The 23,610-nt window shown below is 46.0% G+C and carries 16 protein-coding genes; 6 read left to right on the top strand and 10 right to left on the bottom strand.

The features are described from left to right. Positions 1 to 95 precede the first annotated feature (95 nt). A complete protein-coding gene (locus ACMXYS_RS16705; protein ID WP_415882833.1) occupies positions 96 to 812 on the top strand; it encodes an FKBP-type peptidyl-prolyl cis-trans isomerase in 717 nt (238 codons plus the stop codon). Between the two features lie 118 nt (positions 813 to 930). On the opposite strand, the gene ACMXYS_RS16700 is transcribed toward ACMXYS_RS16705, so the two are convergent. Continuing rightward, positions 931 to 1,908 (bottom strand): WD40 repeat domain-containing protein, encoded by a 978-nt coding sequence (locus ACMXYS_RS16700; RefSeq protein WP_415897165.1) that lies wholly within the window; start codon positions 1,906 to 1,908, stop codon positions 931 to 933. Positions 1,909 to 1,914: 6 nt separating this feature from the next. Next, positions 1,915 to 2,385: a sigma D regulator gene (gene rsd, locus ACMXYS_RS16695; RefSeq protein ID WP_415889621.1), complete on the bottom strand. Its 471-nt coding sequence runs from the start codon at positions 2,383 to 2,385 to the stop codon at positions 1,915 to 1,917. A gap of 267 nt (positions 2,386 to 2,652) precedes the next feature. On the opposite strand from rsd, the gene ACMXYS_RS16690 reads away from it, so the two are divergent. Continuing rightward, a complete protein-coding gene (locus ACMXYS_RS16690; protein ID WP_415897164.1) occupies positions 2,653 to 3,057 on the top strand; it encodes a flagellar basal body-associated FliL family protein in 405 nt (134 codons plus the stop codon). Positions 3,058 to 3,132: 75 nt separating this feature from the next. Here the strand turns inward: ACMXYS_RS16690 and gshA are convergent, their stop codons facing one another. The 4 genes from gshA to pyk all read right to left on the bottom strand — a co-directional run bounded on the left by gshA (position 3,133) and on the right by pyk (position 10,694). Further along, complete coding sequence (gene gshA, locus ACMXYS_RS16685; protein WP_415897163.1) at positions 3,133 to 4,698, bottom strand: glutamate--cysteine ligase; 1,566 nt, start codon at positions 4,696 to 4,698, stop codon at positions 3,133 to 3,135. Between the two features lie 164 nt (positions 4,699 to 4,862). Next, a complete protein-coding gene (locus tag ACMXYS_RS16680) occupies positions 4,863 to 8,012 on the bottom strand; it encodes an efflux RND transporter permease subunit (RefSeq protein WP_415882828.1) in 3,150 nt (1,049 codons plus the stop codon). Positions 8,013 to 8,048: 36 nt separating this feature from the next. After that, a complete protein-coding gene (locus ACMXYS_RS16675; RefSeq protein ID WP_415897162.1) occupies positions 8,049 to 9,125 on the bottom strand; it encodes an efflux RND transporter periplasmic adaptor subunit in 1,077 nt (358 codons plus the stop codon). A 132-nt stretch (positions 9,126 to 9,257) separates the two neighbouring features. Then, complete coding sequence (pyk, locus tag ACMXYS_RS16670; protein ID WP_415882826.1) at positions 9,258 to 10,694, bottom strand: pyruvate kinase; 1,437 nt, start codon at positions 10,692 to 10,694, stop codon at positions 9,258 to 9,260. Between the two features lie 228 nt (positions 10,695 to 10,922). Here pyk and ACMXYS_RS16665 point away from each other — a divergent pair, with 228 nt between their 5' ends. Beyond that, the gene (locus tag ACMXYS_RS16665; protein WP_415882825.1) at positions 10,923 to 13,190 is read left to right on the top strand and encodes an ATP-binding protein; all 2,268 of its coding nucleotides are present in this window, start codon (positions 10,923 to 10,925) and stop codon (positions 13,188 to 13,190) included. 19 nt (positions 13,191 to 13,209) lie between these two features. Further along, the gene (locus ACMXYS_RS16660; RefSeq protein ID WP_415897161.1) at positions 13,210 to 14,574 is read left to right on the top strand and encodes a sigma-54-dependent transcriptional regulator; all 1,365 of its coding nucleotides are present in this window, start codon (positions 13,210 to 13,212) and stop codon (positions 14,572 to 14,574) included. 6 nt (positions 14,575 to 14,580) lie between these two features. Here ACMXYS_RS16660 and ACMXYS_RS16655 read toward each other — a convergent pair whose 3' ends face one another. Genes ACMXYS_RS16655 through ACMXYS_RS16645 form a run of 3 tightly spaced genes read right to left on the bottom strand, consistent with a single transcriptional unit; the run spans position 14,581 to position 18,828 of the window. After that, the gene (locus ACMXYS_RS16655; protein WP_415897160.1) at positions 14,581 to 15,807 is read right to left on the bottom strand and encodes a hypothetical protein; all 1,227 of its coding nucleotides are present in this window, start codon (positions 15,805 to 15,807) and stop codon (positions 14,581 to 14,583) included. Next, positions 15,800 to 18,151 (bottom strand): putative bifunctional diguanylate cyclase/phosphodiesterase, encoded by a 2,352-nt coding sequence (locus ACMXYS_RS16650; RefSeq protein WP_415897159.1) that lies wholly within the window; start codon positions 18,149 to 18,151, stop codon positions 15,800 to 15,802. Before ACMXYS_RS16650 ends, ACMXYS_RS16655 begins: the two co-directional genes overlap by 8 nt. 17 nt (positions 18,152 to 18,168) lie before the next feature. Then, positions 18,169 to 18,828 carry a hypothetical protein gene (locus tag ACMXYS_RS16645; RefSeq protein ID WP_415882821.1) on the bottom strand — a complete coding sequence of 220 codons (660 nt, stop codon included), beginning with the start codon at positions 18,826 to 18,828 and terminating at the stop codon, positions 18,169 to 18,171. Positions 18,829 to 19,179: 351 nt separating this feature from the next. Here ACMXYS_RS16645 and ACMXYS_RS16640 point away from each other — a divergent pair, with 351 nt between their 5' ends. Continuing rightward, positions 19,180 to 20,352 (top strand): alginate export family protein, encoded by a 1,173-nt coding sequence (locus ACMXYS_RS16640; RefSeq protein ID WP_415882820.1) that lies wholly within the window; start codon positions 19,180 to 19,182, stop codon positions 20,350 to 20,352. 114 nt (positions 20,353 to 20,466) lie between these two features. Here the strand turns inward: ACMXYS_RS16640 and ACMXYS_RS16635 are convergent, their stop codons facing one another. Further along, positions 20,467 to 22,077: a methyl-accepting chemotaxis protein gene (locus ACMXYS_RS16635; RefSeq protein WP_415882819.1), complete on the bottom strand. Its 1,611-nt coding sequence runs from the start codon at positions 22,075 to 22,077 to the stop codon at positions 20,467 to 20,469. A 441-nt stretch (positions 22,078 to 22,518) separates the two neighbouring features. Here ACMXYS_RS16635 and ACMXYS_RS16630 point away from each other — a divergent pair, with 441 nt between their 5' ends. Beyond that, positions 22,519 to 23,499 carry a TRAP transporter substrate-binding protein gene (locus ACMXYS_RS16630; RefSeq protein ID WP_415897158.1) on the top strand — a complete coding sequence of 327 codons (981 nt, stop codon included), beginning with the start codon at positions 22,519 to 22,521 and terminating at the stop codon, positions 23,497 to 23,499. Positions 23,500 to 23,610 lie beyond the last annotated feature (111 nt).

Raw genomic sequence — 23,610 nt, 5'->3', positions numbered from 1 at the left:
AGGCCTGTTGTAAATTGTAGGTTTATCTCAATTGATAGGATAGCTGCCGCAAAAGGCGCGCTGATTCCAAAGAATTACAAACAAGGATATTTAGCATGAAACAAACTTTGCTGGCGGTTGCTCTAGGTGCCGCGATGGTATCTCCAATGGTTTCTGCAGTGGAACTAAAAACTGAAGAGCAGAAAGTTAGCTACAGTGTTGGTCTGATGGTTGGTGAACAGCTTAAGACGATCCCTAATGTTGATTTTGATGCGTTCCTTGAAGCTGCTAAAACAACTTATGGCGATAAAGAGCCAAAGCTGTCACCTGATCAGGTACGCGAAGTGATGACTGCTTTCCAGAAGAAACAGATGGAAGAGCAGAAGAAAAAACACGATCAATTAAGTTCTGACAACCTTGAGGCAGGTAAGAAATACCTAGCTGAAAATGGTAAGAAGAAAGGCGTTACAACAACTGAATCTGGCCTTCAGTACGAAGAGCTAACAGCTGGTAAAGGTAAGTCTCCAACAGCTGCAGACACAGTAAAAGTACACTACCGTGGTACGCTTATTAACGGTGAAGAGTTTGATAGCTCGTTCTCTCGTAACGAACCTGTATCGTTCCCGTTGAACGGTGTAATTCCAGGTTGGACTGAAGGTCTACAGATGATCAAAGAAGGCGGTAAAGCGCGTTTGGTTATCCCTGCCGATCTAGCGTACGGTCCAGGTGGTATGGGCAATGCAATTGGTCCAAACGAAACTCTGATTTTTGAAGTAGAGCTTCTGGAAATTAACCCAGGTGCGGAAGAAGCTGCTGAAGCTGAGAAGAAGTAATCACTTCTTAGCGTGATGTGAATTAAAAAGGCCGATGCTGTGAAGCATCGGCCTTTTTGTTAGATTTTTTGTTGGATTTTTGTGGGAATAGTCCCGTCCTGAAATAGGCTTATTATGCTTATTTCAGCTCATTCATAATGCCGTTAGAGCCAATGGCATAATATTTACCTTGACCAAATGCTACAGCATATACACCGGCATGTACCGGACCGTATGGGTCGCGTTTATGAATTCGCCATGTGCGAAGTTCTGCACCGGTTTTCACATCCCAAAGCTGTACTAACCCCGCTGCGGTACCGGTTAATAGCTTAGAGTTATCTGGAGAAAAGCGTGCGCTTAGGTAGCTTACGCGTTTTTGCAGTAGATCTTTTATGTTGCTCAGAACGTGTAGCTCTTTACCGCTATTCACATCCCAAATTACGGCTTTATCTAAGCTGCCGGCACTGAAGGCATACTGAGTATTTGGCGAGAGAGCGACAGTATCAACGACATTACCAAACTCTAGCTCGCGTAGCATTTCACCGGTCTGCATGCTCCATAGTTTCGCTTTGTAGGCATCAGAACCTGTTAGCGCAAGGGTGCCATCATCACTGAGATCAACACTGCGAACGCGTGCATTATGACGTAGGGTGCGTTGGACGCCGCCGTTTTTGACATCAAAATACACAGCGGTGTGATCGGCTAGGCCAAGTAATGCAAAATCACCATTTGGCGAGAGATCCATCTGCATGATTTCAGCGGGTGAGCTCCAAAACCACTCAGGTTTGCCGGTTTTAACATCCCATAGAACGAGATCTTGCTGGTTTGCTGTCGCGGCATAAGTGCCTTCCGGAGAGAAGGCCGTCGCTGCGATGATAGAGAAGTCTTTGGCTTTATGATTCCAGTTGAACAGGCGCTCGTGATTGCTGCTCTGCCAAAGGCTTCCGCCGTGATTGAAAGAACCTATAACACTATGAGATCCATTTTCGGATAAGGTAGCGGAATATGCGCCGGTCAGTGCATATTCCTTCCACAAACTTGGGTCATCACCGCCACCACAGCCAGTTAATCCGAGGATACTGCCAGTCAGTAGCAGTTTGCAAAACCCATAGCGCATTAATTCTTATCCTTCTACCGCTTCTCTGTGGGAAGTATGAAGCACGGCAATCATTTTATCTTCGAGTTCGAAGCGTTCTTCCAGTGCTTCTCCAAGTTTAGATAAACGTTCGGAAAATTCACGGATCTGCTGCACTGTAGGATCAAGAAGATTATTAAAATCGTCGTTAAAATCTAGCGCAATATCGGTGCTTACCTGAATTTTAGGTAGTAATGACTGGCCTTCCTCAAGGCTGCCATCATTGAAATCGCTGCCTTCCAATAGCAGCTGCTCATAGACCTCAAAGTGTCCAGAGGAGAGATAATCCATCAACGTCTGGCAAAAGCCTTGAGCTTTATTGTTAAGCTCTTCGTTGATGTGGTGTTCAGGCAGATGGACAAATTGGCTGATCAGCATCTGACGTTCTTCAAGCCAAGAATCGATGATCTCGCTGACACCGCCCCAGCGCTCTTTAGCGTTTTTACATTTCTCTAACATCCTGCGCTCCTTTCCTACCATGTAGACAGGGGGTGGTAAATTCAGTGTGAAAGTGATTTACCATTTCTATTTATTAGTACCCTTTCGCTCATCATATTCCTAAGCTGATTCAGGGTGCAACCGTCCTTATAGTAAAAAATAGTTTTTTCGCCTGCTTTGATATAGAACAGGGTCAAACACAGTTAATTTTTTGTCCATCAGCCCCTGTTGGGGCCGGAAATAGCGCGCTATACTGCTGCTATTGAACACGAATGACTGAGGCGAACAATGCTTAAGCGACTGGTTTTATTTATTTTTTTGGCTTTTTCTGTACAACTGACTTGGGCAGAAGGTGATGAACAGAAAACCGCTGAAGACTATGTTAATTACATCGAATTAAAAGCGTTTGTAACCAATTTTGGTGGTGTAGGTAAAACGCGCTTCCTGAAATGCGAAGTGACGATTCAGGTATCAAGCGAAGCGGCGCACCATGCGGTAAACCACCATATGGCGCATATCCGTAATGATATTGTGTTTCTGCTAAGTGCTCAGACTGATGACACGGTTGGTACAGTTGAGCTACAGCAAGAGCTAGCGAAGAAAGCACTGAAGAAAGTACAAAACATCTTAGTAGAAGAAGAGGGTGAAGGTTTCGTATCTGACCTGTTCTTTACGAGTTTCGTAGTGCAGTAGCCACTATCCGAAAACAAAAAAAGCAGGCCACTTCGGTGTCCTGCTTTTTTTATGGGTGCAATATAGGGCGGTTAATTAGTTCGCCATATAGTCCGCTAAGTAGACATCAAAGTCTGGCTGCTCCGCCGCTTCAATTTGCTGTTGTTCCACAAGGGAGCTTTGGCTGAGTTCTTCCAACATCGCTGCCATCTCTGATGAAGGTGCTTCGGATAGCAGAGTTTCTTTATGGCGCTGTGCTTGTTGCATCACAAAGTCACCGTGGTCGAAATTCTTATCCTGCATCTCTTTAAGTACTTGCGCTGATGGCGTTAGCTCAGGATCTAGCAACTTAGCTTTTTGGGCTTTAATTGCTGCGCCAAATTGACTGCTATTGTGTGCTTGATCAAACAGCGCTGCCGTTTTCTCCATTTCTGCGAGAAGCTCGATGCCCCAATCCTTCAAAGTAACCGTCTGATCGTTGTTGATTAGTGTCAAACCTGGTTCACGGCCGCGAGTGACCACCTGCTGGTGGTTATCTTGAATCTGCTCACACTCAGCATTGCTAATTTCGCTATCGTCCATCAGCAAGCAGGTGACTAAGAACAGGTCTAAGAAATCAGCTTGGGTCTGATCGATACCCAAAGGTAGGAATGGATTTATATCGGTATTACGTACTTCGATATATTCCACGCCCTTTGACATCAACGCATGAATCGGTTTTTCACCGGATTCTGTGACGCGCTTAGGACGAATATCGCTGTAGTATTCGTTTTCAATCTGCAAAACATTCGTGTTTAGCTGTCGATATTCACCGTCTACTTTAACGCCGATCTCTTCGTATTGCTGGTAAGGCGTACGGATCGCGCTCTCTAGAGATTTTGCGTAGGTATCTAGATGGTTAAAGCAGATATTTAGGCTAGCTTGAGCTTTGTTGGAGTAGCCAAGGTCGCTCATTCGCAATGAAGTCGCATAAGGCAGATACAACGTGCCTTTGCCCATCTCTTTTAGGTTGTGCTTTTTACCTTTTAGGAAAGAGCTACATAAAGCCGGAGAGGCACCAAAGAGATAGATCAGTAACCAGGAATAACGACGGAAATTTCTGATCAGGCCGAAATACGCAGCGGATCGGAAATCTTGTAGTGATAGTTCACTGCCTGAAAAACTATGGTAAAGCGGCCAGAATGCTTCAGGGAGAGAGAAATTGTAATGAATGCCGGCAATGGTCTGCATCACTTTACCGTAGCGATGCTCTAAACCTACGCGGTAGATGTATTTCATCTGGCCGACGTTTGATGAGCCGTAACGAGCGATAGGAATCTCTTTCTCTGGCGGCAACAAGCATGGCATGCTGGCTGGCCAGATCTGCTCTTTATCGAGTTTCTGATAGGTATAGCGATGAAGATCTGCAAGGAAATTCAGGGCATCAGAGGACTTTTCGAAAACGGGCGTAATAAATTCCAGTAACGCTTCCGAATAATCAGTGGTGATATGAGCGTGAGTGAGCGCTGAACCTAGAGCTTGCGGATGAGAGGTTTGAGCTAATCTGCGTTGATCATCAACACGTAAGCCTTCCTTCTCTATACCGTGTTGTAGCTGGGTTAGCAGCCCAGAATGGCCTGCTTGGTTAAGCCAATCTAGCTTTTGTTCTAGTGCTGAAGACAAAAGTCGATCCTTTAAGTCACTCGTTGAGGGGCAACATTATAATTGAGGGAATATTAAATTGCTGCAACGAAACAGTTAGTTTGCGCTTTCGACCTAAACTGCCTCAATTAATTCAATCTGACGCGCTAATTTATCAGATAAAGGGCCGTGATTGGCCCCTCTGATTATGCGGCTTCTTCTGTTTTCTGCTTGCCAAAACGTTGTTGTAGTTGGAACCAGCAGATGAGTAGGCAGGGTAAGAAGCCAAGGGTGATGATCACAGAGAACAGGATTCCCATCATAACCACAATACCGACACCTCGATAAAGCTCGGTGCCTGCGCCCGGAATAAAGACCAATGGCGCCAATCCGAATACTGTTGTGACTGTGGACATCAGAATCGGTTTGAGTCGCTTGGCAACGGCTTGGTTTACCGCATCTACGATAGAGGTTTTGCCTAAGTGTAGGTTATCCCGTGCTTGGCAGACGATCAGGATTGGGTTGTTCACTACGGTCCCGAGTAAGATAACAAAGCCCAGCATAGTGATCATATCAAAAGCTTGGTAGAAACTCGGTAAGCCTGTTTGTTGTAACAATTCACCGAGCATATTAGCTGCGACTAAACCGACAACGCCACCTGCGATACCTAAAGGCACAGTGGTGAGAATGAGGCTTGGATAACTCCAGTGGGACAAAATTACGACTAGAAGTAGGTAGATCAGTAATGCTGCGACGATAAAGTTATTAAATAACGCGGTTTGAGTTGCATCCAGTTGGTCAGCAGCACCGGAAATACTGATGCTGACTTTAGGTAGAATTTCGCCCTCAGATTTCATCAACGGGATTAATTCGGTACGTACTTTCTCGACCGCCGTTTCTAGTGCCACGGTTGGTGGTGGCAGTATGTAAACAGATACAGTGCGACGACCTTCGATACGACGAATATCTTCACTTGCGACGGTCTCTTTAATCTCGGCTAGTGCCGATAGAGGCAGAACACCGCCACCCGGAACAGAAATCGGTGTTTGGCTGAGTAGCTCAATGCTTTTTGCTGTGTTTAATTGGCTGTAGAGCAGCATATCGACTTTCTTATCGCCATCGATAAATTCACCGACATAAGCGCCATCACTGAATGCGGCCACTGCGATACCGAAATCTTCCGCTTTGATCCCTAATTCAGCCAGTCTTTGCCACTTCGGCAAGATCTGTATCAGAGGTTGATCTAAAGAGAGGGATTTGGGTTCTGAATCCAAACGTGGGTTATCAAACATCTCTTTTGCGCGAGTCATCACATTTTGCGCTGTGGTGAAGAGGGCTTGTTGATCAGCACCAGAAACATTAAGCACTACAGTACGGGTACCGCCTTGGTTACTAGAGATAATTGAACCCCGCGATGAAAAGGCGCGCATACCCGGATAGCTGGTAAAGAACTGGGTGATCTCTTTCATCATCGGCTCTTGATGGTCATAGTCTTTAGGCTCACTCAGCAACCATACGGAACCTGAGCCGATATAGAGCAGGTAATAACGTAACGCCGGAATCATCCCTTGTTCGGGTATGTAGTCTTCCGGTTGCTGCTGCACGGCTAGATCGACTTTTTCTTTCACCTCTGCGCCAATCAGGGACATCTCTTTGTAGCTGTAACCGGCAGGGGCAAACATCATCGAAAATGATTTTGGCTCTTCACCTTCGGGTAGGTATTCCGCTGCTGGCATAAACGCAATAGCTAACCCTAAGGTTGCGAAGGTGCTCAGCGCGATGACCGTTATCCGGCGTTTGAAACCGTCATTTAGCCAAGTGATCAACTGCATGATTTTGCCCTGCTGATATTGCTTATCGTCCGATTTAGTCGATAAACCAAAGAAAGCGCAGGCAGAAGGCACGACAAACAGTGCAAACAGCATAGAAGCTAAAATTGAAGCGGAGACGGTAATTGCGATATCAGAATAAAGTTGCCCAGCTTCCTGCTCGACGAAAAAGATCGGCGTAAACACTAGAACGGTCGTGGCACTGGAGGCGATGACGGCAGTCCACACCTCTTTGACCCCTGCAATGGCTGATTCAATCCGATCCATGCCTTGGCGTAGTTTCTGCTCGATGCTTTCGAGCACTACGATACTGTTATCAAGAGTCATACCGATCGCAAAGGTAATCCCGGCTAAGGAGATCACATTGATACTGCGGCCAAACATCATTAAGCCGATAAACGCAGCGATGGTACAAACAGGGAGTCCAAGCAAGCAGAAGAGCGTTGCGCGGCCAGAGCGCATAAATACGTATAGAACAAGGCTCGCCAGTAACGCACCTAAGCAAAGGTTTAGCACCACGCTTTTGATAGAGGCTTCTACATAGCGAACATCATCTCCGATCAGCTCTATACGCATGCCGTTGGGTTTAAGAACATCGCGGTGCAGTTCTTCGACTGCTTGCAGCATGTCTTGTTTGATTTGAATAACGTTGGCACTGGGTTCTCTGCGAACCCCTAAAGTGATCGCTCGCTCACCGGCTACATAAGCAACGCCGTTAGTTTCATAATGATCGAGTTTGATGTCGGCAACATCTTTCAGATAGGTGCTAACGCCATTCTCGTGGCGAATAATGAGGTTGCTCAGTTCCTCTAAGTCATTGAAGCGACCTTGAGTACGCAGTAAATAGCGGCGTTTACCCTCTTCAATATCGCCAGCAGAAATATCTCTATTACGGGTTTGGATCGCACTTTTAACATCCGCCATGCTTAGCCCGCGTTGGGCAAGTTGGTCCGGTTCAATATGGATCTGGATCTGACGCTCGGTTTTTCCGCGCATAGAAACTTGAGATACCCCTGGAACCCTTTCCATCACTGGACGTACCTGACGATCAATAAAATCGCTGGTCATGTCCATATCGAGGTTAAATGGATTGCCAGCTTCAGGTACCACCGAAAAATAGAGGAAGGGGTTAGCAGAGAAGGAGCTGATTCTTACACTCGGCTGGTCGACATTATCAGGGTAGCCCGCCACTTGATTAAGTGCGTTGGTGACCTTGATCATCGCCTGATCAAGGTTGGTTTTTGGGGGGAACTCTAGAATGATCTCGGCTTTCCCAGTCGAAGCGATCGACTCCATAAAGGCTAGATTCGGCAGAGTGCGCAGATGACGTTCTTGCTCTAACAAGATCTCTTGTTCAATATCTCGTGGCGTTGCTCCTGACCAACGGGTCTCTATCTCAATAACCTGCGCATCTAGATCAGGGATCATTTGCACCGGCATCTTCAGGCTGGCTACCACGCCCAATAAACAGACCATCAATACCAGAACGGCTAGTAGGCGGCCTTGTTGAATAATTGCTCCTAGCATGGGCAACTTATTCCTCTTTAGAATCTTGTGAAAACCTTAAGGTTGCAGAGTAACTTCTGCACCTTCACGTAATAGCTCGTTACCGCGAATAACAACCTGCTCGTCAGCACTGATCCCATTAATGATCTGGATCTTATCGCCTTTGATCTTGCCCAATTCCACCGGCCTGCGTTCAGCTTTGCCTTCCACCACGATAAATACGCTGTTACCGTCATCGGCGTGATGCAAAATGGCATCGCGTGACACCATCACTACGTTTTGCTCTTTGGAAAAGTTCAATTCCAGCTTGGCCGATGTGCCCGGTAATAATAGAGGGTTCGCTTGAACGGGTTTAAAGCGGGTCAGGAATGTTCTGCTCTGCTGCGAGCCTACTGGCACTACTGTTTTGACCAAGCCTTCAATAGCGGTATTCGGGGCCGTATCGGGATAGATGGTGATGGTCGTGATCTCCTGCATGCGACCGAAATAGGCTTGAGGGATCTGCACATCCAATAGAATTTTGTCTAAAGAGACCAGAGTCACTGCTGGATTGCCGCTACTGAGCCATTCCCCTTTCTCTGTTTGCTTAGCGGTGATGATGCCAGCAAAAGGTGCGAGTAGTTGATGTTGACCCAGTTCATGTTGGAAACGCTCTTGTTCGGCTTGGGCAGCGGCAAGATCTGATCGAGCGACATCACGCGCTACACGCAGTGAGATCAACGCATTTTGTGCAATGTGCTTTTTCTTGCGTAGCAGTTCACCCTCTTTTAACTGGCGGCGGGCCTCATTTAACTGCGTTTGTGCGGATGTTGTTTGCGCTTTGGATTTGAGTAGGTTCTGACGGGTGATTTCATCATTGAGGCTCAGAATCAGATCATCTTTTTTGACCTGACTGCTAATATCGACACTTAGGTTTTTAACGATTCCTTCAGCGGCTAAGGATAGATTCGCCGATAGCTCGGCTTTCAACGTACCATGCAGTGTTAGCGTCTCTTCAAAAGGCTCTGCTATGGCGGTTTCAACACGAACGGGCATCGTTTTGGCATGCGCCAGCGTCGGGATTAAAAATAGAATAGTTAACAGGGCTGAAGCAGCCTTGTTTCTAGATAAAGTCCGCAGTGGGGTGGGGAACATGTGACAGTTACTCTCACTCAAAAAGTGTGCAACTGATAAATTAAAATCAATTGCTGGGTAACTGCAACTGTATATACACTTTTTTACATTCAAAATGTTTGAGGGGAAGCAAATGCTTCCCCTCATCATGGCTTATTGAACCGCTAAAACCTGCATAGAGTTGGTGCCGCCATCTTCACCTAGGGATGCCCCGCGGGTGAGGATAACAAGATCGCCAGTTTCTAAAAGGTTACGAGCTTTAAGGCCCGCCAGAATCTCTTCGTTTAGCTTCTCTTTTTCGATCTGCGTTGCATCGAAGAAGATCGGCTCAACACCACGGTAAAGTGCAGTACGGCGCATCGTACGCTCATTACGGGTTACTGCGAAAATAGGTAAGCCTGAACGGATACGTGACATCCACAGCGGAGTGGAGCCCGACTCGGTTAAGCAGATGATTGCTTTAACACCTAACAAGTTATTCGCCGTATACATTGCTGAACGTGCAATTGTTTCATCGAAACGTTCCAGCTTTTGCGTGATGTTGGTTGGAGCAGGACGAGACAACTGATGTTTCTCAGCACCTTGGCAGATAGAAGTCATCGACTTAACCACTTCCACAGGGTGCTTACCCGCCGCTGTTTCAGCAGATAACATCACTGCATCGGTACCATCTAAAATCGCATTAGCAACGTCGAAGACTTCAGCACGGGTCGGCATAGAGTTTTCGATCATGGTTTCCATCATCTGTGTTGCAGTGATTACAAAACGATTGAGTTCACGAGAGCGCTTGATCAGGTGTTTCTGCACGCCAATTAGCTCGGCATCGCCAATCTCTACGCCTAGGTCGCCACGAGCTACCATAATCCCATCGCAGGCTAAGATAATTTCATCCAGCGCTTCGTTGCTAGCTACAGTTTCGGCACGTTCTACCTTGGCGATAATCTCGGCACGGCTTCCAGCGTGATCTAGTAGTTCGCGTGCTTCTTGTAGATCAGCGGCGCTACGAGGGAAAGAGACCGCGATATAATCCATATCGATATCACCAGCGACTTTAATATCGCGACGGTCTTTCTCGGTCAGAGCGGCAGCTGATAGGCCGCCACCTTGACGGTTGATGCCTTTGTTGTTAGAAAGCGGGCCACCAATGATCACTTCAGTTTCGATACGAGAGCCGTTAACCGCAGTGACTTTCAACTGAACACGGCCATCATCGAGTAATAGAATATCGCCTGCTTGGCTATCTTCTGGCAAGGCTTTGTAATCGATACCGACTTGGGTTTGGTCGCCATCTTCATTACCGAGTTCTGAATCTAGAAAAAAAGTATCGCCTGTTTCTAGTTGAATCTTAGTGTCTTTAAATCGTGCGATACGAATTTTAGGACCCTGTAGGTCACCTAAAATTGCGATAGATAAACCCAGTTTACGTGCTGCTTTACGGACCTCACTGGCACGACGGCGGTGGTCATCCGCGCTGCCGTGGGAGAAATTTAGACGTACAGTGTTTACGCCGTTTCTTAAAATATCTTCCAAAACACCAGGTTCATCGGTGGATGGACCTAAGGTTGCTACAATTTTGGTTCGTTTCAGCATAAGAGTAATTAGTCCCTTCTTCAGATTACGCAAATAATATAGTTATGTATTTAGGAGTCTGCCTCTAAAGCCGAATAGGGCTTTAGAGACACGCCCCTTAATCCTTAATACCATGTTTGGTGTTCAAGAATATATACCTTAGTATAGAGCGACTATGTTAACGAAATTAAGTATTTCTTTTGCAGTTACGTTAATAAAAGCCCTTTTTACACAGACAGGCTAGGTTTTATGCCACAGACTCAATCACTTCGCTGGCGTCAGTATCGGCTGCTTTTCTTTGTCGTATTGGCTTTTGCATTCCTTTTGGTGGTTGGGCAAATTACATTTCTAAGTCAATCTCAAGGCTATCAAACCCTGCAACAGCGCTCCGGTGCCGATCTCAATCGTTACCTGTTGAGCCTGCAGCAGAAGTTGGATCGATATAAAGACCTGCCTGCGCTACTGTCATCACACTCCACATTGGTTGAAGCTTTAGCCAAGCCTGAAGATTCGTTCCTTTCAGGCCAGGCCAGTGTCTATTTAGAATCAGTAAATAATTCGATTAATGCGACTGATGTCTATCTGATGGACAAGGATGGGACGGCTATTGCCTCGAGTAACTGGGCGGAAGCGTACTCTTTTATGGGGAAAAATTACGCTTATCGTCCCTACTTTCAAGATGCGATTAAAGGCAAACCTGGCCGCTATTTCGCCTTGGGTTCAGTATCTAACCGACGAGGTTATTATTTCTCATACCCTGTTTATCTGCGCAGCCAGATCATTGGGGTTGTGGTTGTAAAAATTGATTTAAACGAAATTGAATCAGATTGGACCGATCCTGATCTAGACATTCTAGTGACCGATGAAGATGGTGTTATCTTTATCTCAACCCGAGAAGATTGGAAATTCAGAACCCTACACCCACTGAGCAAAGCTGATATCCAACGCATTTCTGAGAGTCTGCGCTATGGTGATCATACTTTAACGGCCCTCGAGATTATTTCGCGTGCACCACAGGAAAATGGTGCGACTTTGATTACGCTGGTGGACGGTAAGCGAATAAAAAACCAAGCCCTCGATGGCATCCGGCCACGTGAATTTCTTCTGCAAAGTAGAGAACTACCCGATAGCGGTTTAACTGTAGTTGTCTTAGCCAGTACTAAGGCGGTTAAAGTGCGGATGTTCTATACCGCTTTGACCGCAGGTTTTATCTTTCTCGCGTTAATCTTGTTGGTGTTAGTGTTACTGACACGACAGCGTATTACTCGAGAGCGCGCACGTTTTAAGCTGAAAGAAACCCAAGCTTTGGAAGCGAGCGAGCAGCGTGTACGTGCCATCATTGATAACACGCAAGCGGGTCTAATCACGTTGGATGATCAGGGACGGATTGAAAGCCTGAACTTGATGGCTGAAAAACTGTTTGGTTATGACGAACAGGAGGTGAGGAGTAAATATTTTAGTAAATTCCTCTCCCAGAACGATCGTGCGCTCTGTTGGCAGCATTTAACGGCGCCAGATAGTGACCGACAGCAGGAGTTGTATACAGAGGCGCTAGGATTGCGCAAAGATGGTTCTGAGTTCCCAATTGAATTGATTATCGGTCATATGGATTATGGCGTGGTGAAACGCTTTATCGTCACCATTCACGATATTACTCAGCGCAAGCAGTACGAAGAAGAGTTAAAACGTGCGCGAGAGTTGCTAGAGCATAGGGTTGCAGCACGTACCGAAGATCTTACCAATGCCAACCTTAAACTTCGTGACGAAGTCGCCAAGCACGAGAATACCCAAAATGAGCTGATTCAAACGGCAAAGTTGGCTGTGCTTGGTCAGATGTCTGCGGGTATCAACCACGAGTTGAATCAGCCGTTAACGGCCATCCGTACTTATGCGGATAATGCCAAAGCCTTTATGGAATTAGGTAAAACTGAACCGGTAGAGAAGAACCTCAGCGAAATTAGTGGCCTGACCGAGCGAATGGCGAAGATCATTCATCCGCTGAAAGAATTCTCGCGCAAAACAACAGGTGGCGTGGAGCCGGTCTGTCTTAAAAATGTGCATGATGGCGCGATGTCGATCATGTATGGCCGTTTAAGCAAGGCGGATGCAGAGGTAAATTGGCCCTCTGGTCTTGAACGGATCTATGTGCTCGGCGACACCGTGCGTTTGGAGCAGGTGTTGGTCAATCTGATCAGTAATGCTCTGCAAGCGATGGAAAATCAGACCAAACCAGTTGTGGATATCAGCTTGTCGGAACAAAATAAGCAGATCAGCCTTAATGTGCGAGACTTCGGCCCGGGTATACCGTCGCAGGAGTTGAATCGAGTATTCGAGCCCTTCTACACCACTAAAAAAGCGGGTCAGGGTTTAGGGCTGGGTTTGTCGATCTCTCACCGTATTATTGAAAGTATGGGTGGGGAATTGGCTGTCTCCAATCATGCTCAGGGTGGAGCGGTGTTCCGTATTTGCTTACCTAAAGCCGATCAGCCTGATAACCTTAATAACACGATTGGTTGATTAAGAAATGGAAAGCCGCATGAGTGAGAATAGGTTATTGCCCATTCTTTTAGTGGATGATGAAGAACATATTCGGTTAGCGGCTGGACAGGCCCTTGAATTAGCGGGCTATGAAGTGACCGCCGTTGAAACGGCTGAACAAGCTTTTGCGATTATCCAAGATGATTGGCCAGGTATTTTAATTACCGATATCAATCTGCCGGGCATGGATGGTCTTGAGTTGATGAAGCAGGTGGTTAATCTCGATGCCACTTTGCCTGTGATCCTGATTACCGGTCATGGTGATATTACTATGGCGGTGGGTGCTATGCGGGATGGTGCCTACGACTTTATCGAAAAACCTTTCTCTTCTGACTTGATGTTAGACGTGGTGCGCCGAGCGATTGAGAAGCGCAACCTCGTTATCGAAAACCGCCGTCTTAAGTTAGAGTTGGAAGCTCAGAGCGCGCCGGGCCCACGTATTATCGGTAATACCTCCATGATTGCCCAAGTACGTGGTTTAGTGCATGCAATTGCGGATACCCCCGCTGATATTCTGATCTTGGGTGAAACCGGTACAGGTAAAGACCTGATGGCCCGTTACATCCATGAGCACAGCCACCGCCGCGATCAGAATTTTGTCGCGATTAACTGCGGTGCTGTACCTGAAAATCTGATCGAATCTGAACTCTTTGGTCACGAAAAGGGCGCGTTTACCGATGCTAAAGCACGTCGTATCGGTAAGTTTGAGCATGCTAATGGCGGTACGCTGTTTTTAGATGAGATCGAAAGCATGCCGATGACCTTGCAGATTAAGTTACTGCGAGTCTTGGAAGAGCGGGCAATTGAACGCCTTGGCGCTAACGAAGTCATTCCGCTCGATCTTCGCGTGATTGCAGCAACTAAGGTAGATCTACGTGAGGCTGCCGAACAGGGAAATTTCCGAGAAGATCTCTATTATCGTCTGAATGTTGTGCGAGTGGATATCCCGCCGCTACGTGAGCGACGTGAAGATATAGGCTTGTTGTTCCAGCACTTCTCATTGATTGCTTCTTCGCAATATGGCCGAGAGGTGCCGCTGTTATCGGCTGAACGTATGCACAGTTTGATGACCCACGATTGGCCGGGCAATGTCCGCGAACTTCGCAATCTGGCCGAGCGCTATGTGCTTTTGGGTGAAAGTTGTACATTCGACTTTGAGAATAAACCGATCACCGACAATGATGGCTACAACAATATGAGCCTGCCGGATAAGGTCGAGCAGTTTGAAAGCATGTTGATTCAGGCTGAGCTTGCACGTTGCGCTGGCTCCATCAAAGAGACATTAACTAGCCTTGGTTTACCGCGAAAAACTCTTTACGACAAAATGAAGAAGTACGGGTTGGATAAGAAAGATTTTAAATAATTGGACTTAAAAATAGTAACGGAGCGCTACCTGAATCTGGCGTTCTAGCTGCTTCGGATCATCTTGGTTGTATGCTCTCGCGGCTCGGGTGCTATTTATCCAATTGAACTCATTCAACAGAAACCATTGGCGGTTAAGACGGTAACGGTAGCTAAGGGTAAAGGCTTTGCCGTACTCATCATTGTTGTCGCCAACCGTCTGATCTAGATCTGTAACCGAAAACTCTTCTAGGCGTGTTGATAGTCGATGAGGACCGTTACGCCAGCTTAAGGTTAGATAGGCGCTACGGTAATCATTATCGACCACATTGACTTTTTGCGGTGATTGCATCAGGGTTGAGCCCTGCATCACCTGGCCCATCAGGCTCCACTGTTTATCGATCTGCCAGCGGAAACCCGTGTAGGCAAATCGGGTTTCCCAACCATATTGCCCATCCTCAAGCATATAGGGGGTGGCATTGTTGTCGTAATAACCGGCTTGCAGGAGTAGTTTCTTTTTCAGCTTATACTCGGCATTTAAAAAGTAACCAAGGCGGTCATCGCCTTCATGAAAAGGGTCAGATTCTTTTGCTTGATCTGTAAGCAGGTTCGTTTGCGCAGGGGTTTGTGGCACAGGGAGGCCTTCGCCGATAACGGATTGGCGACCGCTAAGCGTCCAACCATGCCAAGACAGCATCGAACCAGCGGTATCGTTAAAACCAAATAAACCTGTGTTGAGCTTTAGGTCGTAATCGACCTCTCTAAACTTTCCCAACCACTCTGCCGTGTACTCTATGCCGGTGGTGCGCACCTCCTCACCAATCCAACTGTTCATCGTTGAAGGAGTCAGTGTATTAGCGGGTGACCAAGCAGTGGCTCTGTTCTCTAATGATATAGGTGGGTAAAAGGTACCGACGCGGGCGCTGTGTCTAACACCTATATCACTGGGAAGGCCTGAATATTTAAGGAAAACTTCCGTCAGCCCAACTTCGCTTTTCTCATCATCGACAAAGCTGTTCCCTACGACAACAAAACTGAGTTGGTCACTCAAACCTAGTTTTAAGTTCAGGCCTAGCTGCCCTAGAGATAGATCGCCGCCGGGCGAGTTTTGGAGCTTGCCGAATTGACCACTGACATAGCTCTGTTCACCGGAAGAGTGGCTAGCTCGGATATCAACGAGTCCTTTCAAATCTACATCAATTGCATGTACAGGCAGAGATAAAAGCGTCAATGCTGCAAACCAGCGACTATCCATGTAAAACCTTTGTGATCGAAGACGGGTTGTACTCCGATTCTAGCAGCCAACTACTTAGTTCGCTTGCGGGTTGAGGTCGGCTGATGAAATAGCCCTGTGCTAAATCACAGTCATGTTGTTCTAACCATGTCAGAGTTTCTTGATCTTCGATTCCTTCCGCGACAACCGTTAGCCCCATATCATGGGCCATACGGATGGTGGATCTAACAATGATCTGGTCGTCGCTGCTCATGTGAACTTTATCGATAAATGAACGGTCGATTTTTAGCTCGGAAACCGGCATCTGTTTCAGCTGAGCTAGTGATGAGTAACCTGTACCGTAGTCATCAATCGACAGTTTGATCCCTTGACCTTTTATTTCGCAGAGCATTTTAATTGCGCTCTCTGGGTCACTTACGACGGCACTTTCCGTTACTTCCAGGGAAAGTGAGTTTTGCGGCAGTTGATGTGTTTTCCAAATCCCTTTGAGGGTATTGATCAGCTGTTGGTTTTTTAGGTTTTCCGCAGAGATGTTCACCGCGATAGACAGATGTAGCCCTATTTCTGCCCAAGCTTGATATTGTCGAGCGGCTTCATTCATTACCCAATTGCTGAGGGCATCGATCTGGCCTGTTTGCTCAGCGATAGAGATAAAGGAATCGGGTGGGATCATGCCCTGAATCGGGTGCTGCCAGCGAACTAATGCTTCCAGTTGATGGATTTTTCCGGTTTTTAGATCGAGCTTAGGTTGATAGAACAAACATAACTGGTCTTCAGCTATAGCAACCTTAAGGTCATTTACTAAGCTTAAGCGGCGGTTGGCATCGGCATCCATTTCTGGGAGATATTGCTGGAAGCTCTGCTGTGCTTTCTTACCATGGCTAAGCGCTGTATCAGCTTTTTGCAGAAGAGTTTGTGGATCATCGGCATCTTCAGGCACACGGGCAAAGCCAACCTGTAGCTGTAAGTGGAGTAGGGTGTCTTCACCACACAGAGGGTCATCCATCACTTGCTCAATCTTTTGCTGCCATTGCACCAGCTCGCTCAGTGTCGAGCACTCGATCAACATGGCGAATTCGTCACCGTCTAAATGGAAGGTTTGGCTGGCACCGTTGAGCTTCAACAGGCGTTTACCTACTTCTTTAATCATCATATCGCCAATCTGGTAGCCAAGCGTGTCGTTGACGGTGCGTGTGCGACGAATATCCAGATGGAGAAGGCTAAAGAAAGTGTCTTTTTGCTGCAGCAGGGTGTCTAAAGTTTCGAGTAGGGAGAAACGGTTTGGGAGATTGGTCAGGCTGTTATGCTTTAGCTGGTGGCTGATCTTTTGCTCTCGTACCAAGACCGCTTGTTGCATCTGATTAAACTCTTTTGCAAGCTGCCCCATCTCGTTCTTTTCACTGATATCTACACTGCTGTCATAGTTTCCTCGCGCAATATATTGAGCTTGGCGTACCAGTTTTCTAACCGGTTGGGTAATACTGCCAGCGAGGAGATAGGCTGCCAGCATGGTGATTGTCACCATACCGCCTTCAAGTGCTAGTAGGTGCCACCAGTTCTCTTGTAGGGTTTCCAGTAGGTTAGAGCGAGAGCCAAAGATCGTTACTTGCAGAGGACTCTTGCTGACCATGCCCACTTCAATCTGGGTTGCGAAAAGGTGGCCTGGTACCCGATTTTCAATAACTGCTAAGCCTTGCTGGCTCGGTGCTTGAGGATGGCTTGTCGGGATCGCAGCAGCAATAGCGCGCCATTGGCTATCTTCCTGCTGCAACATGAATTCGATACTCAGCCCAGTAATATCGGCAAAGTTTTGTGCCAGGGTGGTATTAATCTGATAGCCATAGCCGATCCAGCCGACGACTTGTTGCCCACTTTTTAATGGAGCAAAACTGAGTTGGTATAACTCGTTTTCTTGCTGGTACAGTTTGGTAAACGTGCCATCTACGCCAAACCATTGTGGCGAAGGGAACGGTTGGCCTTGTTCGGGGCCTAAACGGATTTTTTCATTTGGATTGCGGCGAATAAGCTGACCGATAATCGAGAACTTTTGGTCTACAGCGATTGCTATATCGGCATCAATGCGCTTGCGGTGGTTATTCAATGCAATCAGAAAACTACGTTGGTCAGCGCCGAAGACCTCTTTCAAACCGAAGTCCTTTGCAGCTGTTTCGGCGAAGGCTTGGAGATAGTAGTTTCGTTGCTGATAAAGGGTGTCAAAAACGGAGACAGCGGCATTGAGCCGCGATTGGATCTGAACGTCCCCTTGTTTATTGTTGGCGTCGTAGACCATCCACAAAGATGCTGCTTGAACCACCATTAATAAGGCGACAAAGAATATAAATATTTTGGTTTTTAAACTGCCCATGGTCAGTCATCCAATAACTAGTATTCATCCAGGAATTCGAAGTCTTCTTCGTCAGCCTTTGGCTTCACTTCGTAGAAGGTTTCGCTCAATTGCCAGGTCAGTTTTTGGTCTTGGCTAATATCCACTATCTGGGTTAATCGATTGTTTTCCGCTTTTAACTGCGGATGCCATAAGGTTAGGCGATATTTGCCCAAGTGATGAAAATCGAACGAAACTGAGCCAGTTTTAGTGGTTTTGGCAAAATAAGGCGTATCGACGATAAGTATAAAGCCGCTCATCCAATCATGGATGTTACAGCCCATAGCGACTGTCTCAGTGGATGAATCGGGCTCAAACGTCTCTAGGGCCTTGGATTCGCCTGATTTCAGTTTAAAGGAAAAACGGTTTGGGCCGGAGATCGAGTAGATATGGTGGGTAAAGTCATCTTTATTACTGAACTGTACCTCATCTTGGCGTTGCATCACCGTAATGTGCGGCGCAAATGCGCGATCTTTTTGTGTGATCTCGATTTTCTGACGTTCTATCTTAGGAGCTGGCTGGTCTATAGGTTCAGCATAGAGGACGATGGAATTTACCCCTGATTTATCGGGGTTTAGAACAGTAACATCCAATGTTGCAGCCTTAGTTTGAGAGGTCAATAAGATCGTAAAGCTTGCTACGAATGCGCGTATATACAAGGCTATTCTCCAAAGAAGGGTTCCGTTTCCTTAAGAGTGACCTATTCGAGAAAAATAGGTTCATTAATTAATGATCAAATATTCAAAATATGTCTTGTGGGTAAGGTTGTAATAATTTTGTAGTAGATACCCTTTCAAAATATCGGATTAATTCTGGACGAGTCTGCACTAACTCGGTGTTGACTTAATCTGTTTTGCTGCACCGCAGAAAAGCAGGCGTTGCTTTAGCTGATTCAAAAATGTGCAATTTATGCATTTTTAATGTTTGCTGAGCTGATTTTCTTAAAAATACGCCTGTTGGCATAGGCGTTGCTCCAGTACTAGCAATCTTTTGTGAGTTAGGAGTAAACAATGAATCAACTACCCTCTAAGTTGTTGTTAGCCACGGCTATCGCAGCTATATCGACCCCATCAGCTTATGCCGCTGAGTCTATTGCTGAAGCGTTTCAGAACGGTGAAACCTCCGTTAGCTTCCGTCTACGTTATGAAGACGTTGAAGACGATTCTGCCGCTGAAGATGCGAATGCTTTGACGTTAAAGTCTCGATTAACCTTTAAAACAGATGAATTCAAATCTGTATCTGCATTGGTTGAAGTAGATGACGTAACTGAACTGGACGATGTCGAATACAACGATGGCGTTAACGGCATGGGAACGAAAACAAAAATCGTTGACCCTGAAGGCACAGAAGTAAACCAAGCGTATTTAGCATTTACAGGTTTGTCTGATACCACTGTAAAGGTTGGTCGCCAGCGTATCCTTTTAGACAACCAACGCTTTGTTGGTGGTGTAGGTTTCCGTCAGAATGAGCAGACTTACGATTCGCTATCGGTTAAGAACAGCTCTCTGGCTGATACGGAGGTGTTCTACGCTTATATCAATGATGTCCATGGTATTACGGGTTCGGACAGCAAGCACAAGACACACTTGTTCAACGTAAAATACAAAGGTCTGCCATTTGGCGTTTTAACCGGTTACTACTACAACTTTGAGGAAGATAAAGTTGGTGGTTATGACCTAGATACTTACGGCGTTCGTTTTAGTGGTTCTCAAGATGCAGGTGATACCAAGCTTCTATACACAGCTGAGTACGCTACACAGGATAACGGCTCGACTGATCCTGACTACTATCTATTAGAGGGTGGTGTGGCGTTCTCTGGTGTGACAACCAAGCTAGGTTATGAAGTTCTTGGCTCTGATGGTGGCGTAGGATTCAATACACCATTAGCCACTAAGCATAAATTTCAGGGTTGGGTTGACCAGTTTTTAGCAACACCTGCAGATGGCATTGAAGATATTTATATCAGCGTGGGCACTAAGTTGGCAGGTGTTAAATTGCTTGCGGTTTATCACGACTATGAAGTTGAAGAAACGGGCGCTGATTTAGGCTCGGAATGGGGTTTTGTTGCGGCCAAAAAGTTTGGCAAAAACTACGGTTTAAGCCTGAAGTATGCTGACTATGACGCAGGTGATACTGGCGCGGATAAGAGCAAACTGTGGTTAACAGCTACAGCAAATTTTTAAAGCGGTGTATCAGCTACCCGAGTAGTGACGGGTGCCATATGATAGAGCGATCCCCTCTCGTTCTATTAATAAAGAAGCCGCCATATTGGCGGCTTCTTTATTTTGTTTAGAAGGTTATAGTTTGAATTTCTGTACCATCATTTCTAGCTGTCCAGCTAGCGTATTCAGCTCATGAGCAACTTGGTTCAGTTGACCTGCACGAGATGAAGTATGCTCAGCTGTTTGAGCGATCTCATGTACGCTAGACTCAACGCTACTAGCCATCTCTGTTTGCTCTTTAACCGATGAAGAAACCATGTGATTCATATCGTTAATCGCACGAACTTCTTCGGCAATCTTGATTAGCGCATCAGATGTTTCCTGTACTTTAGCTACACCTGCTTCTGCACTCGAGTGTGCTTGATCCATTACAGATACCGCATCACGCGCATCGTTTTGAAGCTCTTCAATAATCGCGTTGATCTCTTCCGTAGAGTTGCGAGTTTTACTTGCTAGGGTGCGTACTTCGTCCGCTACCACGGCAAAGCCTCGGCCTTGCTCACCTGCACGGGCCGCCTCGATGGCAGCGTTAAGCGCCAGTAAGTTAGTTTGCTCAGCAATTTTCTGAATCACTTCTAGTACGGTTCCAACACTCTGACTTTGTTCATCTAGCTTGTTGATAACATTCAGAGCTCGGTCAATATTACTCTTCAGGGAGTCAATGGCATTGATCGCTTGTTGAGTAATTTGCGTACCTTCATTACTTTGCTCAAGGGCTAGGTCAGAAGCTGATACTGTATTTTCGGCGCTTGCTTCAACACTTTTAGTTGCAGCTTCCATCTGTTCCATCGCAGAAGCGACAGCACTGGTTTGTATCTGCTGATTGTTTACCGCGCTATTTGCCATATCAGCAATGTCATTGATAGATGTGCTCGACGAACTTAGCTGATGAACGGTAGAACTTACTTTGCTTAGACTGGAGTGGAAGTCTTCGAGCATAGTGTTCAGAGATGTTGACATCGTGCCGATTTCATCTTTGGAAGTTACATCTATGCGCAATTTAAGATCTGAGTTTTCATGAATGGTGTTGATCGTCTTACCCATACGTTTAACTGGGCGTACTACTAGGTGACCTAGTAACAGACTAATTAGGACTAAGCCGATAATAAATAGTACTAACTCGGTCAAAGCTACACTGATCAGGTTAGCGCGAATAGTGTTATCTAGATTTTCAAAAGAGTAGGTGACTCGAACGGCACCTAATACATCACCCTCAGCCGTCTGGTGGCAGAGTAAGCAGTTAGTACCTTTATAGTCCGGTAGGGCTTTCATTGGAGTGATAACGGTCAGGCGGTGGCCTTTAGCATCATCGATCTCTTCAATAATCTGTTCACCCTGCATTGCACGTTTATCGAGGTCATCCATTATTTTGGAGTCATCGGTGCCGGGCCCGTAAACTTTGGAAACACTATCGGCGCGGATAATACGTGCTTCTAAGACATCAGGATTGGCAAGAATCTTTTTCTGTAGGGTTTCACGGTTAGACATGGCACCGCTCAGCATCAGTATATTGATACTGTCAAAGTAGGAATCAGCCGTCTCGGTTGTTGTACGTTGTACAACTTCAGAAACTAACTGAGTTTCACTACGGTAAATCGCGGTTAGAGAGCTAACCAAGATAATCAGGAACACAACTGCTAGAGAAATGTTTACCTTTGTTTGAATTGATAGGCCATCCAATTTCACACTTCAGCTCCCGTCATAATTGCCGTCATTTTTATAATAGTGGTTAGCATAGTCAGTAACTCATCATAAGGCGAAGCTGATATTACACACAAGCCTTAGGTGCTTTGTTCTTTCGATGTAGATCAATGAAACGCCATTTTTGGATGCTGGTTCAATAAATAAAACACAGATGGATGGGAATTCACTGATTTTAAAATTGTAAATGGGTGAGTTTCCGCCATTTTTTCTAGCCGCTTAAATCCTTGCTTTAAACATACGTTTAACCTGTATCTCAATGTTTATAGGTGCTACAGAGGTTTGTGAAAATCATATTTCACAGTTGGCCCTATCTTTGCTCTCTTGTGTGATGAGTTCAGAAAGTTCTGTGACTGCTAAAAACAGAAAGCGCTGAATTTCAAACAAAACAAACATAATTAAATTCAATTAAACAGGAGATGCACAATGCGTTTACTGACCGCTGCGGTAACTTCCCTTGCACTAACTCTAGGAGCACAAGCTGCTGTTGCAGCCCCAGTAGAAATTAAGTTTTCTCACGTGGTTGCTGAAAACACACCAAAAGGCCAGATGGCTCTTAAATTTAAAGAGCTAGTAGATGAGCGTTTAGCTGGCAAAGTTGAAGTTAAGGTCTTCCCTAACTCTCAGCTATTCGGCGACAACAAAGTTTTGGAAGCGATGTTGCTAGGTGATGTGCAGATGGCTGCACCTTCTCTATCTAAATTCCAGAAGTTCACTAAAAAACTTCAGATTTTCGATCTGCCTTTCCTGTTTAAAGATATGGCTGCGGTAGAAAAATTCCAGAACAGCCCAGATGGTCAAAAACTATTAGGTTCTCTAGAGAGCAAAGGTTTAGTGGGTCTTGGTTACCTGCACAACGGTATGAAGCAGCTTTCTGCAAGCCAAGAGCTAAAAGTACCAGCTGATGCTTCTGGTAAGAAATTCCGTATCATGACATCTGACGTACTACAGGCTCAGTTCGAAGCTGTAGATGCAGTTCCACTGAAAAAACCTTTCTCTGAAGTATTCACACTTCTACAAACTAAAGCGATCGACGGTCAAGAGAACACTTGGTCAAACATTTACTCTAAAAAATTCTTCGAAGTTCAGCCTTTCATCACTGAATCTAACCACGGTGTACTGGACTACCTAGTAGTAACTTCTGCTGAGTTCTGGATGGGTCTTGATGCTGATCTGAAAGTTGAAGTTAAGAAAGCGCTAGATGAAGCAATCAAACACGGTAACGGCATTGCTGCTGAAAAAGCTGCGTCTGATAAGCAGAAAATTATCGATTCTAAGCGTTCTCAAGTTGTTAGCCTAACTGACGCAGAACGTGCTCAGTGGGTTGAAGCGATGAAGCCTGTATGGAAGCAGTTTGAAGATGAGATCGGTGCTGATCTAATCAAAGCTGCAGCTGCAAGCAACTAATATCACGCCTCTTAACCGGGTGGGCTTTGCCCGCTCGGTTATGTTCAGAGGAGAACGGTTAACGGCGCTAGCCGTGGGTTGTCCTGTGAATATCTCCTTATGAAAAACTAT

It is taken from the genome of Neptuniibacter sp. QD57_21 (assembly GCF_047778075.1).
Classification (GTDB): domain Bacteria; phylum Pseudomonadota; class Gammaproteobacteria; order Pseudomonadales; family Balneatricaceae; genus Neptuniibacter.
The sequence above is the reverse complement of the archived record's forward strand: the minus strand, read 5'-3'. Positions and strand labels throughout refer to the sequence as shown.